The organism is Phormidesmis sp. 146-20 (assembly GCF_052939475.1).
Genome location: NZ_JBJPHT010000041.1, coordinates 12053 through 24247, shown reverse-complemented (window position 1 = coordinate 24247; position 12195 = coordinate 12053). Strand labels below are relative to the sequence as shown.

Genomic DNA, 12195 nt, shown 5'->3' with positions numbered 1-12195 from the left:
AAGATCCTTCACCTATCGCCCGCGCCATTTCACCGAACACCCGATCGGCTCCGTAGACGTGGGAACGATCGCTTCGCCGTTCAAGATTTTGGTGATCGCGGCTCTCAAATATTCCTGCTTGACGGATTGGGCCGATTCGGGACGGTCATCGATCGCGCCGTTGTAGCAGAGAACGCCCTGCTGATTGAGCAAAAACACATGAGGCGTTTTGGTTGCGCCAAAGGTGTGAGCCACTTCTTGAGTCACATCGCGCAGATAAGGAAAATTGATCTCCTGGTCTCTGACAAAAGTTTTCATCTTGTCAAAGCTGTCTTCAGGATATTGATCCGCGTCGTTGGGATTGATGCCAACGATCGTAAAGCCCTGCGCTCGATAGTCCTGTTGAATCTGTTTGAGACGATCGAGATACATCTTTACATAAGGACAGTGATTGCACATAAAGACGACCGCAACCGCCCGATAGTCTTCTAGATAGCGTGCGAGATGATGAACCGTCCCATCTGTTCCAGGAATCTCAAAGTCTGGGGCATAGCTGCCAATCTGAGTGCCGATCGTGTCCATAGTACTATTCAGGAATTGGGATTCTAGCTTATTAGTGTATCGGCAAGTTCGATCGCTGGAAACCGCAAAATGTTAAGAATCTGTTTCAACACAAAACTTCATAATTCTGTAATCTTAAAGATAGGTTCACTTATCGGTTGCTGTTATGCTGACTTCGCCCCCTGCCACAGATTACAAAACCTGGACGTGGAAAGGATTCCAGATTGCCTATCAAACCCAGGGAACAGAAGGGCCAGCCGTTGTGTTGATTCATGGATTTGGGGCATCGTTCTATCACTGGCGCAAAAATATTCCCGAATTAGCCAAAACCTGTCGCGTCTTTGCGATCGATTTAATCGGATTTGGGCGATCGGCGAAACCGATTCCGATCGAGCAAGTCGAGTACACGTTTGAAACCTGGTCGGATCAGATTGCCGATTTTTGTCGCGAAGTGGTGGGCGAATCGGCGTTTTTGATCGGCAACTCGATCGGCTGTATTGTGGTGATGCAGGCGGCGGTTGATCATCCCGATATCGCGCGAGGGTTGGCGTTGATCAATTGTTCTCTACGGCTATTGCACGATCGTAAACGAGTCGGACAGCCCTGGATCAAACGAGTAGGTGCGCCTGTGTTGCAAAAAATTCTCAAGCAAAAGTGGGTTGGAGATTTATTTTTCAAACAGTTGGCTCAACCCAAAACCGTTCGTCAGATTTTGCTCAAGGCCTATGCGCGATCGGAAGCCGTCACCGACGAGCTAATCGACCTCTTGATGGGCGCAGCCAAAGACGATGGAGCCGCCGCCGTTTTTGTCGCATTCACGGGCTATTCTCAGGGGCCGTTGCCCGAAGATTTATTCCCAAAACTGCCCTGTCCGACCATCATTCTCTGGGGAGAAAAAGATCCTTGGGAGCCGATCGCGTTGGGCAAAGAATTTGCAAACTACCCGCAGGTCGAGCAATTCATTCCGCTACCTGGAGTCGGTCACTGTCCGCAAGACGAAGCCCCCGAACTGGTCAACCCTATTCTGCAAGACTGGATCGCCAAGCAAACCTGATCTCAATCCGAGACTCTACAATTGTCGAAGTTATTTAATTCTTATTCCTAAGTCCTTTAAAACAGTTGCCAGTCGGGGGATTTTAGGCGTTTGAGTTGTTCTAGCCGCACAGTGAAATAGTGGTCGTCTAGTCGGCTGTATTCGTGAGTGTTGGCATGATTGACACTGATTGCCCATCGCCAAATCTGGGCCGCCTGCGTAAACGACTGTAGGGCCGCTATCTCTAACTCCGTCACCGCTTGCACCGACTGATAGCCCGTCAAAAAAGCTTCTCGCACCGTTTTTCCGACCCCTGTACAAAGGGCAACTTGCAGAAATTTAGCGATTTCAAACGCTCGCCAGCCATAGCCACACTGGTCAAAATCAAACAGTGTCACTTGATTGTCATCGGTAAAATGGGCATTGCCACTGTGCGGATCGCCCCAACAAATTCCCCAATAGGGCGGCGCTTGCGGAAAGTCTTGAAGCTGGAGTTTGATGTGAGCGATCGCTTCCTCGACGTACTCTAAGTGCTGCGCTTTGAGAAAGGGAGCAATGATCTTGAGAGAATCGTCCAGTAGATATTTGAGCGTGAGCGGATGGCGATCGGCGTGACTGCAAAAATTTTCTGATACGAGATGCAATTTTGCGACGGTTTCGCCCAGTTTGTGACTCTGAGTTGGATTCAAATCGCCCAAAGGGACTTTTCCAGGTGCGTAGATAAACAAAGAAGCGTAGCGCTTACCTTCGGGGGCGTTGATCTCGATCGCAAGCTGTCCGGTTTTGGTTCTGAGAGGGTGGGCGATCGGAATTCGGTTTTGCTGCAAAAAATCCAATAGTTCCAGTTCAAAATCAATGTCAGATTTAGAGCGCCAGTGGAGATGAGAAATTCTCAGAATATAAGGGCCTGCTTGAGTTTCGACGAGATAGACATCACTGAGTCCTCGATTCCAAAATTGGCAGCGGGTCACTATCCCAATCTCATAGTTGGGCAAAATTCTAGCAATCAGTGCCTCGGTGCTAAGCGTCGAGTAAACGACCGGAAACACGTCGTCAATCAGGCTGCTTGGGGTCTTTGAGATCGAATTTACCCGGCTGTATTCTGCGTTCATTTTTCTGAAAGCACTCCCTCTAAAGGACGCGCTCCTCACGGTTTGGTCGATAGACAACAACTCGTCCGGCCTAGATTAGAACGAGCCGTTTGATCAGATAGTGTTGACTTTGACAATTTGGCGATAGAAAGCTGAAAATTCTTTGCAGGGCTATTTTTCACAAGTTCGACATTCGAATTCGTTCTAGTCCAAAGTTCTAGTCCAAATGTCTACTAATACGCGGCTTGAAGCCGACTCAGCAGATACTCTCCTGACAAAACGGGGGCGTGGCGAGGGGGATTGTCTAAGCTTTGACAGCTAGGGAGACAGGCGATTTCGACCTCATAATCAGGTTGGCAAAAGAATGCGATCGAATAGCGATGAGAAGCCCGATCGCAGGCGGGCATAACGCGATGCTTGGTAGACCGAAATACATCATTGCTCCATCGCTCCATTAAGTCTCCGGTATTGACCAACAGGGTATCGGGAATGCAAGGGGCAGAAATCCAGTCTCCGTCTGCGGTCTGCACTTCTAGACCACCCATTTGATCTTGAAATAACAAAGTCACCGAGCCATAGTCAGAATGTTCTCCGGCGCGAATTTGTCCTGGCTCTAAAGCTTGCATGGGTGGATAGTGCAACAATCGCAGCACAGATTCTTGATTGACATGACGATCGCTGATAAACGACTCTGGCAAATTTAACGCTAAAGCAAACGCTCGAAAGACGCGATCGGCGGTTTCTGTACAGGCTTCAAAAAAGTCCAACATCGTCTCTCGAAAGGACACATCCTCAGCCAGCCAGCGATTTTGGGTCAGGGCAGGATTGGCAGAAGTTCGGTCTTCTCTGCCCATGTTGAGCGCCTCCTTTGCGTCACCCGGACGATCGGGATTAAGCTGCTCTCGCTGCATGGCAATATAGCCCCGGTTGCTGACTTCATCGTTCCAGGCAAGCTGTTGTTTGGTGGCTAAGGGCAATGAAAAGAATTGTTGACTTTGAGCAAATGTTTTTTCTAATAGGGTTGGGTCAACGCCGTGATTTTTGAGGTAGATAAACCCGATCGTATGACAAGCTCGATAGATTTCTTGAGCAACAGTCTGCTGACCTGCTCGATCGCCCTTCACAAAAGGCGCAAAATCGATGACGGGAATTTCTACCGAAGTTAACGTTTGTGTCGTATTCATTACAACCTTTGGAGAAAATACAGAATGATTTAATTGACTGTTACACTACGCATCAAACAGCGATGGGTTATGGGTTTGACCTACTAACGCGAAACCTCTAACCTGATGTATAAAGAGGAACCCAGTAGAGCCAAGAAAGCAACTCAAAAAGCTGTTTTCTATCTTAGAGAACTCTAATTGAGCGGCAAAATTTCTGCTGTGGCGATCGCGACAAACTGATCACCGCACCTTCATTGACCAAACTACATGAATCTGGGCACACTATGGCAGTTGAGACACCGACCTCTATTTTTAACCCTGCCGTCGATCGCACATTCTTTTTCGCCAATGAAGCTCTCCACCGAGAAAAAAGTAACTGCTGGCTTTGGTGCAGCATTATGCTTATTGGGACTGGTGAGTGTTGTGTCTGTGGGGAGTGTCAGCCAGCTTAATCAGAGTTTGACCCAGGTAGCCCAGACGAGCAAAGTCGTAGAATCACTGCAAAGATTGATGTCTAGCCTCAAAGATGCAGAAACCGGACAGCGCGGCTACTTGATCACAGGCAGATCAGACTATCTAGCTCCCTATTATCGAGGCGTAAAAGCCGCACAACAAGAACTAAGCGCGCTCTATCAGACTTCTGCAAATCTTGAACAACAGCAGCGACTAGCGACCCTAAAACCGATCGTCGAGACCCATCTCGCAGAACTTAGTAGCACGATTCAACTCAGGCGATCGCAAGGACTCTCGACAGTCTTACAAAAGGCGCAACCTGACAAAAGTAAAGCAGAAATGGATTTGATCCGATCGCTGCTACAAGAAATGGAAGGCCGCGAACGACAAGTTTTAGAACAGCAAAAAGTACAGGCAAATATCAGAACCCAAACCGTTACCTGGATCATTAGCGGAAGTAGTTTGTTAGCATTCACGATCGTCGTTGCTTCAGCGTTAACGATTCATCGCGATCTCAAGCGTCGTCGCCAGGTCGAAACGGCTCTTCAAGACAGTGAACTTCGCTTTCAAACCTTTATGAATCACAGCCCATTGTTAGCATTCATCAAGGATGAAAAGGGGTGCTATGTCTACACCAATCAGTCTGTAGAACAGCGATTTGATCTTCCACCTAACAGCATTCAGGGAAAAACTGACTTTGATTGGCTCCCTCACGAAACCGCTCAACAAGTGCGCCAAACCGATCGCATTGTCTTCACCACTGGGCAGACAACCGAAGCGATCGAAACCGTGAAAAAACCTGACGGCACATTGAACTATTGGCTGTCGTTTAAGTTTCCACTTAGAAGTGCGGGGCGATCGTGGTTGGGTGGAGTGAGCCTCGAAATTACCGAGCGAATTCGGCTAGAACATACACTATTTCATCAAAAAGAACTGGCGCAGGTGACACTGCAATCGATCGCGGATGCGGTGATTACAACCGATGCCTCTGGTCGGGTAAAATCGCTCAATCCAGTTGCAGAAATGCTCACAGGTTGGACACAATCAGAGGCCGCAGGCTTGCCGTTAGAGACAGTTTTTCCGATTATTCATGAAACCACTCGTGAGGCGGCTGAGGGGTGCATTCATCAAGTCTTAAAGAACTGTACGGTGGGCGTAGATAATCAAAGGATTCTAATTGCCCGCGATGGTCGAGAGATTGCGATCGCAAATTCGGCGGCTCCAATTCGGGCGAAGGATGGGGCGATTTTTGGGGCGGTGATTGTGTTTCACGATGTTTCTCAGACTCGTCGCCTGACTCAGCAGCTTTGTTGGCAAGCCAGCCACGATGCGCTCACCGGATTGGTCAACCGTCAAGAATTTGAAGACCGTCTCAAGCAAATGGTGCAAAATGCTGAATCGCAGGGTCAGCAACATGCACTGTGTTATTTGGATCTCGATCAGTTCAAAATTGTCAATGATACCTGTGGTCATGCGGCGGGGGATGAATTGTTGCAGCAGGTGGCAAATTTGCTCCAGGCTCAGGTGCGCCAAACCGACACACTGGCTCGATTAGGAAGCGATGAGTTTGGACTGTTGCTGCACTGCTGTCCGCTACCACAAGCTCAAAAGATCGCCGAAGCGCTCTGTGAACAAGTGCAGTCTTTTCGATTTTTTTGGCAAGAGAAAGTGTTTACGATCGGGGTCAGTATTGGTCTGGTGATGATCACGGCTGAAACCAAAAATGTCGCCGAAGCTTTGAGTACGGCAGATGCAGCGTGTTATGCGGCTAAGAGTCGCGGGCGCAATCGAGTTCAGGTTTATCAGGCGGACGATCGCGAACTGGCTCGACAAAAGGGTGAAATTCGCTGGGTAGCTCGGCTGACACAAGCTTTAGAAGAAAATCGATTTTGTTTGTATTATCAATCGATCGTGCCTGTCGTTCCGTCTTCCTTTGTCAGTGAGCATTATGAAGTCCTGCTGCGACTGCGAGACGAGGAGGGCAACATGGTGGCTCCAGGAATGTTTATTCCGGCGGCAGAGCGGTATCATCTCATGCACTTAATTGATCGCTGGGTGATCAAGACGTTATTCTCAACTCAAGGGCCGCGCTATCGTAATCTTTGGCAACAGTGTCAACACCAACGCCGCGCTTGTAATCATCTTTATGCAATCAATCTATCTGGTGCCAGTATTAATGATGATCACTGTATTGATTTCCTTCATGAGCAGTTTAGTATTTATGAAATTCCGCCAGAGATGATCTGTTTTGAAATCACAGAGACGTTAGCGATCGCGAATCTAACTAAAGCGGCCCAGTTCATTCGTGATTTAAGAAGTTTAGGCTGCCGTTTTGCGTTAGATGATTTTGGCAGTGGCATGTCTTCTTTTGCCTATTTAAAGAATCTACCGATCGACTATCTCAAAATTGATGGCTGTTTTATTCGTCAGATGATGGACGATCCAATCGATTTAGCAATCGTCCGGGCAATCAAACAAATTGGACAGGTGATGGGCATTCAAACGATCGCTGAGTTTGTAGAAAATGACGAAATTTTGGAGCAGTTGCGATCGCTAGGAGTCAACTACGCCCAGGGATACGGAATTGCGATGCCTCGTCCTTTACCCAATCCAGAACGGCGCAATTCTCACTGTCATTACAACCCTCTAATTGTGGGCTAATGGGAAGCGATCGCACGACTCCGAACTCAAGTAGAGTTAATGAAGTACGATTAGACGCTGCTCCTATTAAATAATTTTGCCCATGCGTCGGGATTCAATTTTTTATGCTCTGTTTCGTCAATCGCCCAGTTTGCTGTTTGAGTTGCTAGACACGCCTCCTGAGTTGTCTGAGCAATATCGATTTGAGTCGGTCGCTGTCAAAGAGCCAAAATTTGAGATTGACGACGTGTTTTTACCGCCAATGGCTGAAGCGTCGGGGACAGTTTTCTTTGCTGAAGTACAGATGCAAAAAGATGAGCAATTGTATGAACGGCTGTTTGGTGAATCCTTTTTATATTTTTATCGCAATCGTGATTATTATGCAGATTGGCAGGCGGTGGTGATTTATCCCTCGCGACCAGTGGAGCAGACAAATTCTCAGCCGTATCGAGCGCTTCTAAACAGTGACCAAGTGCATCGGGTATATCTAAACGAGCTGGGTAACGTTGAAGAGTTGCCCTTGGGTGTGGCGGCGATGGTGCTGACGATCGTCGATGAAGTGAATGCACCAGAAATTACCAGACTGCTAATTGGAAGAGCAAATCAAGAGGCTTCTACAGGAGCAGCGAGACAAAGCATAATAGAGATGATCAGCACGATTATGGTCTACAAATTTACTAATCTGTCGCGGCAGGAGATTGATGCGATGTTAGGGACTAAACTTGAAGAAACACGAGTCTACCGAGAAGCACAGGAAGAAAAGGCGATGGCGATCGCTCTCAACCTGCTGCAAAAAAACCTATCGCTGGAGATGATCGCTGAAGCTACTGAACTCAGCATTGAACAACTTCAAAACCTCCAATCTCAGATCAAACGGGATTAGAAAGCGATCTTGTTTTCTACGTCCAAGAAGATTGCTCGATTTTACTAATCTGTCGCGGCAGGAGATTGATGCGATGTTAGGGACTAAACTTGAAGAAACACGAGTCTACCGAGAAGCACAGGAAGAAAAGGCGATGGCGATCGCTCTCAACATGATGCAACACGGTTTTCCAATAGATAAAATTTCACAGTTGACAAAGCTTACGATCGAACAGCTTCAACACTTCCAATCTCAGCAGAACTAGAGAACGACCGGGTTCACCTAAAGAGAAAGAGGTCGATGTAGAAAAGCGGGAACTTCGCTTGTTCTCTATGGAATTGAAAAGTTGAATGTTGACCTGAGTTTATAGGTTAGGCATCATGGCTAAACTCTCGACGTAGAATGGCTTTACTCATTTCAGGAGTGCCGATCGAGACAACTGATTGGGCATCCACCGACCATTTTTGTAGTTCTGCGCTGTGCGCTGAATTTAGGTTAATGTCAATTTGATGGACGCAGCAGTGAGGCGCTTCTAAATCAAAAAATAGGACTGCATATCGTTGTTTTTCGACCATCAACCGCAGCATTTTTTGTCCTTCTGCTGACTTCAAATCGAGAAATACTTTGAGACGGCGCTTGCCATGAGTCGGGTTTGAAATCGCGATCGTCCACATCACCATCGGGTGCGGCGACGGGCAGAAAAAGGGTCGCTGATGAATCTGGTTGTACAGCTTATTGATTTGAATTGACTGAATCTCAGTATGGGGCAACATCACCCACAAAGCAGGCAGCGTTTCTCGCTCGGCCGCAAAAGGGTGAGCAAAGACACTCTTGCTGTACTGTTCACGGTCTGGATAAATCGGAACGCCTGTGACTTTTTCGGGTTGAGTAGAGATCGGTTTGACTTCACGCCAGCGAATCGGTCGATCGTGACTAACCTCTCTCGAATGTCGCTCGACCAAGGGGTTGAGTTCGGTGAGAATCTCGGCGATCGACTGAGGGCGCTGTTCTGGTGATTTCTCTAGACAACTCATGATCAGATTTGTCAGCGCTTTAGGAAAGTCTTTCTTGGGAGCAACTTCTCGAAAGTGACGCGGAGACTGAGAGCAGTGGGCATGATACCAGCTTTGGTGAGAAGGTGACCCGGCTGATAGCGGCAACTGACGAGTCAGCATCTCAAACAGCGTCACACCCAGACTGTAGATATCAGAACGCACGTCAAAGCTTTCACCCGCGAGTTGCTCTGGCGCTGAGTAGGCAGGCGTGCCCATATAGGCGGAGGCAGCTTCGTCTGCTGCAAGCATGGTGGCAATGCCAAAGTCGAGAATTTTAACCAGTTCTTGCCAACTGGGGTCGGGACTGATCAAGATGTTGCCGGGTTTGATGTCTCGATGCACGATCGCGCGCGCTTGTTTACCATCGATCACAATTCCTGTGTGAGCACATTGCAGCCCCAGGCAAATTTGTAGCGCCAATCGCAGAAACCGGGGCAGTGAGAGCGGTTCGAGTTGAATCACGCTGCTCAGACTCTCACCAGACAGATACTCCATCACATAAAACGGCACGTCGTAAGCATCAGTTCCGTAGTCTGTGACGCGCACAATATGGTGACTTTTTTGACCCAGTTGAGCGCAGACTTTTGCTTCATTTTCAAAGCGATCGCAGGCTTTTTGGGTGATTAAATGACGTTTCAGTAGTTTGACCGCGACTGGGTTGCCTAACAGCACATCCTTTGCTCGGTAAACACTGCCCATTGCACCTTGACCGATCACTTCGATTAGTCGATAGCGATTGTTGATCAGTCGTCCGAGGTTGGGGTCTAGGGTCATGGATTGGGGCGATCGTTCCAGGTCAAGAGGTGACAAAAGCTACTCCATTCTGCTAGGTTTTCCAAAAATTTGCAGAAGCTGTTCCCTAGCTTCATAAACTCAGGTTGCCCGTCTACCCAAGTCTTTGAACATCGTTGGTTCAATTCGCCTCGTCAATCAGGTTTAGTCTTATTTCAAAAACTCTAGTGAAAGGCTGGACAACGTGGTGTTACGGATGTAGTATACGGATAGTTACTGTAATACAGCCACCAAAGCCTTCCATGATTTGTATCCTCCGATCGTTCTTACGCAATGCTATGTCACGCCTACTCCATCAGGGTTTGGGCGAAACATCAGTGCGGACGTGTGAGGGAGCAGATTGCTTCAGCGGACACAAATCGACCAGCGAAGGCATTACAGCCGCTAGATGGCTGAATCCGGGTCAATCGATCGACAGCGGGAGGTGCAGGGCAATCCTGACACTGGTCTAGAGAAAAGTACATCTAACTTTCTCCCCCCGCTCCTGATCGTCAGAGGTGGGGATTTTTTTTAGGAGTGAACTTTAATGCAAGCTCAACAGACCGAACAACCACACATACTTCAAAACCAGGTGGTCGTGTTTTCCAAGAACTATCTGCCCCTGGCACGCATCAACATCAAACGAGCGATCGTGCTCCTCGTCACCGGACAAGCCGAATTGCTGGAGTATGGCAGCCCTCGTCAATGGGAAGTGCGATCGCCCAGCGTCGTACTACAAATCTCAGAACACATTCGTCTGACCAGTGGTAACTCCGAGCGGCGCTGGAAAATCCCTCCTGTGGGTCGTCGAGAACTGTTTCGCCGTGACAATCACACCTGTCAATACTGCGGCACAACCAAACATCTCACGATCGATCACGTCATCCCCCGCTCAAAAGGCGGAACCCATACCTGGGACAACGTGGTAGCCGCTTGTGAAAGGTGTAACTCAGCTAAGGGCGATCGACTACTACACGAAATCGGCATGGTTCTCAACACTAAGCCCAAATCACCCATTCACCCAGCGATCGCCTTCGCAGAACAGTTTTGGAAAGAACAACCCCTGTTGTAAAGGATGGGTTTTCTGAGTAGCGTAACTAGCGAATCCCAGATAGAGAGGACAATACAGCGATTTCTTCACCCTTGTCCTCTCACCCTCCAAAAAAAAGTTGTCGTATGCCCTTGACGTTGTGTAGTACGTTGTATTATATTTGTAGTATGAAAGCGAAACACCAAAACACAACACCAAAACACAACACAAAGGAGCTAATCCGATGACCACTCGCTCCCTTCTACTAACTAGCAACTTCTCAAAACCCTGGGAATTACTGCAAACACATTCCCCGCCGCTTTGAGAGATACAACTCAATCAGGGAAGCAATTCTTCTTACGCTATCCAACAGCCTGAAGTACGCCAGCTAATGGCGATCGAACACGACTTTCTCTAACTCCGGCTGACACCAGCAAACCTGAACCATGAAAACTAAATAGAAACCACCTTGGGAATGTAGCTTAGTCTGGCTCAAAGCAGCGGTTTGTCGAACCGAAGATCGTGGGTTCAAATCCCATCATTCCCGTGTAGCCTTGTGGACGACTAGAAAAGTCGCTGTGCTGCTCAAGTACAGAGAAGCGGGTGCAACTCCCGTCGAGGCTCCCAAATGAGGATGTAGCTCAGATGGACAGAGTACTTGTTTCCGAGACAAGTTGCCACAGGTTCGACTCCTGTCATCCTCGCTGATGGGGACGTGAATGGTATTCGACTGCTCCGAAACCAACAAACGGACGGTTGCAGAATTGGGGTTCGATTCCCCACGTCTCCACCAATTCAGGTTTGCATCTCCAGGTTGCCAAATGGGAAGGCGTTGGTCTGCAAAACCAATTATTCGTGAGTTCGATTCTCACCCTGGAGTCCAACGATCGCAGTGTTGCTTAATTGGTAAAGCCCCAAGTTCATATCTTGGTGATTGTGGGTTCGACTCCCACCGCTGCGACCAAATGCAGAGATAGTGTAACGGCAGCACAAGGGTCTCCAAAGCCTTTTGTCCGGGTTCAAATCCTGGTCTCTGCGTTCTACGGTGTGCCTTAGTCTAAGAAGCTTACAAACTGGTAAAAACTGATTTGCCTATTAGTCTGATTGGTTTGTGTCTTACAGTCTGCTTGCAGGTTAAGACGACTCCTCAAACTTACACATCGTAGAAATCTCAAAGTAGAAATCTCGAAGTAGAAATCTTGAGGTAGAAAACTCAAATCCTGGTGCCGTAGGCAAATTGGTAAAGCCACAGAACTTTCAATTCTGCATTTGCGGGTTCGACTCCCGTCGGCACTGCCTGGGTAGGTATGCAAATGGCTGAAGCAGACCGACTGTAAATCGATCGTCTATGACCGTTGGGGGTTCGAGTCCCTCCCTACCCACCTGACAAGTTCCATCAAGAACAAAGTGAGAATCCCTCCTCGCGAAGCGGAACAAAGTTCTCCCTCATCCCTTCCTTGACGCATCAATTATGGAGAGTAACCCTATTAGGCAATAGGCGCTGTTTGCTAAACAGATGGAGTTTACTACTTGTGGTTCGAGTCCACTGCTCTCCGC

10 protein-coding genes and 9 tRNA genes are annotated in these 12195 nt (G+C 48.2%); 15 read left to right on the top strand and 4 right to left on the bottom strand.

Annotated features, from left to right (window positions below):
- Positions 1-12: 12 nt before the first annotated feature.
- On the bottom strand, positions 13-561 hold the full coding sequence (locus tag ACKFKH_RS24680; RefSeq protein ID WP_446860994.1) for a thioredoxin family protein: 549 nt from the start codon (positions 559-561) through the stop codon (positions 13-15).
- Between the two features lie 145 nt (positions 562-706).
- On the opposite strand from ACKFKH_RS24680, the gene ACKFKH_RS24675 reads away from it, so the two are divergent.
- The gene (locus ACKFKH_RS24675) at positions 707-1594 is read left to right on the top strand and encodes an alpha/beta fold hydrolase (RefSeq protein ID WP_446860993.1); all 888 of its coding nucleotides are present in this window, start codon (positions 707-709) and stop codon (positions 1592-1594) included.
- A 56-nt stretch (positions 1595-1650) separates the two neighbouring features.
- Here ACKFKH_RS24675 and ACKFKH_RS24670 read toward each other — a convergent pair whose 3' ends face one another.
- Positions 1651-2685: a homoserine kinase gene (locus ACKFKH_RS24670; RefSeq protein ID WP_446860992.1), complete on the bottom strand. Its 1035-nt coding sequence runs from the start codon at positions 2683-2685 to the stop codon at positions 1651-1653.
- Between the two features lie 212 nt (positions 2686-2897).
- Positions 2898-3848 (bottom strand): isopenicillin N synthase family dioxygenase, encoded by a 951-nt coding sequence (locus tag ACKFKH_RS24665; RefSeq protein ID WP_446860991.1) that lies wholly within the window; start codon positions 3846-3848, stop codon positions 2898-2900.
- A 327-nt stretch (positions 3849-4175) separates the two neighbouring features.
- Here ACKFKH_RS24665 and ACKFKH_RS24660 point away from each other — a divergent pair, with 327 nt between their 5' ends.
- The 3 genes from ACKFKH_RS24660 to ACKFKH_RS24650 all read left to right on the top strand — a co-directional run bounded on the left by ACKFKH_RS24660 (position 4176) and on the right by ACKFKH_RS24650 (position 8047).
- Positions 4176-6941, top strand: a complete 2766-nt coding sequence (locus ACKFKH_RS24660; RefSeq protein ID WP_446860990.1) for an EAL domain-containing protein — start codon at positions 4176-4178, stop codon at positions 6939-6941.
- Between the two features lie 82 nt (positions 6942-7023).
- Positions 7024-7803, top strand: coding sequence for an Rpn family recombination-promoting nuclease/putative transposase (locus ACKFKH_RS24655; RefSeq protein ID WP_446860989.1), 780 nt, complete (start codon positions 7024-7026; stop codon positions 7801-7803).
- A 73-nt stretch (positions 7804-7876) separates the two neighbouring features.
- Positions 7877-8047 carry a hypothetical protein gene (locus ACKFKH_RS24650; RefSeq protein WP_446860988.1) on the top strand — a complete coding sequence of 57 codons (171 nt, stop codon included), beginning with the start codon at positions 7877-7879 and terminating at the stop codon, positions 8045-8047.
- Between the two features lie 106 nt (positions 8048-8153).
- Here the strand turns inward: ACKFKH_RS24650 and ACKFKH_RS24645 are convergent, their stop codons facing one another.
- Complete coding sequence (locus tag ACKFKH_RS24645) at positions 8154-9647, bottom strand: serine/threonine protein kinase (protein WP_446860987.1); 1494 nt, start codon at positions 9645-9647, stop codon at positions 8154-8156.
- 260 nt (positions 9648-9907) lie between these two features.
- Here ACKFKH_RS24645 and ACKFKH_RS24640 point away from each other — a divergent pair, with 260 nt between their 5' ends.
- The 11 genes from ACKFKH_RS24640 to ACKFKH_RS24590 all read left to right on the top strand — a co-directional run bounded on the left by ACKFKH_RS24640 (position 9908) and on the right by ACKFKH_RS24590 (position 12194).
- Positions 9908-10081, top strand: a complete 174-nt coding sequence (locus ACKFKH_RS24640) for a hypothetical protein (RefSeq protein WP_446860986.1) — start codon at positions 9908-9910, stop codon at positions 10079-10081.
- Between the two features lie 74 nt (positions 10082-10155).
- Positions 10156-10680, top strand: coding sequence for an HNH endonuclease (locus tag ACKFKH_RS24635; RefSeq protein WP_446860985.1), 525 nt, complete (start codon positions 10156-10158; stop codon positions 10678-10680).
- A 429-nt stretch (positions 10681-11109) separates the two neighbouring features.
- Positions 11110-11185: transfer RNA gene (locus ACKFKH_RS24630), tRNA-Asp, on the top strand.
- Positions 11186-11268: 83 nt separating this feature from the next.
- Positions 11269-11342: transfer RNA gene (locus ACKFKH_RS24625), tRNA-Arg, on the top strand.
- Between the two features lie 5 nt (positions 11343-11347).
- Positions 11348-11431 (top strand) — tRNA-OTHER (locus ACKFKH_RS24620).
- Between the two features lie 14 nt (positions 11432-11445).
- A tRNA-Cys gene (locus tag ACKFKH_RS24615) sits at positions 11446-11521 on the top strand.
- A gap of 5 nt (positions 11522-11526) precedes the next feature.
- A tRNA-Ile gene (locus tag ACKFKH_RS24610) sits at positions 11527-11602 on the top strand.
- A gap of 3 nt (positions 11603-11605) precedes the next feature.
- Positions 11606-11676 (top strand) — tRNA-Trp (locus ACKFKH_RS24605).
- Between the two features lie 184 nt (positions 11677-11860).
- Positions 11861-11934 (top strand) — tRNA-Glu (locus ACKFKH_RS24600).
- Positions 11935-11937: 3 nt separating this feature from the next.
- A tRNA-Tyr gene (locus ACKFKH_RS24595) sits at positions 11938-12020 on the top strand.
- Between the two features lie 91 nt (positions 12021-12111).
- Positions 12112-12194: transfer RNA gene (locus ACKFKH_RS24590), tRNA-Ser, on the top strand.
- Position 12195 lies beyond the last annotated feature (1 nt).

What these genes read in the sequence shown, in the direction of transcription:
- ACKFKH_RS24680 (WP_446860994.1), bottom strand. Translation starts at nt 561, where the DNA reads ATGGACACGATCGGCACTCAGATTGGCAGCTATGCCCCAGACTTTGAG.
- ACKFKH_RS24675 (WP_446860993.1), top strand. Translation starts at nt 707, where the DNA reads ATGCTGACTTCGCCCCCTGCCACAGATTACAAAACCTGGACGTGGAAA.
- ACKFKH_RS24670 (WP_446860992.1), bottom strand. Translation starts at nt 2,685, where the DNA reads ATGAACGCAGAATACAGCCGGGTAAATTCGATCTCAAAGACCCCAAGC.
- ACKFKH_RS24665 (WP_446860991.1), bottom strand. Translation starts at nt 3,848, where the DNA reads ATGAATACGACACAAACGTTAACTTCGGTAGAAATTCCCGTCATCGAT.
- ACKFKH_RS24660 (WP_446860990.1), top strand. Translation starts at nt 4,176, where the DNA reads ATGAAGCTCTCCACCGAGAAAAAAGTAACTGCTGGCTTTGGTGCAGCA.
- ACKFKH_RS24655 (WP_446860989.1), top strand. Translation starts at nt 7,024, where the DNA reads ATGCGTCGGGATTCAATTTTTTATGCTCTGTTTCGTCAATCGCCCAGT.
- ACKFKH_RS24650 (WP_446860988.1), top strand. Translation starts at nt 7,877, where the DNA reads ATGTTAGGGACTAAACTTGAAGAAACACGAGTCTACCGAGAAGCACAG.
- ACKFKH_RS24640 (WP_446860986.1), top strand. Translation starts at nt 9,908, where the DNA reads ATGTCACGCCTACTCCATCAGGGTTTGGGCGAAACATCAGTGCGGACG.
- ACKFKH_RS24635 (WP_446860985.1), top strand. Translation starts at nt 10,156, where the DNA reads ATGCAAGCTCAACAGACCGAACAACCACACATACTTCAAAACCAGGTG.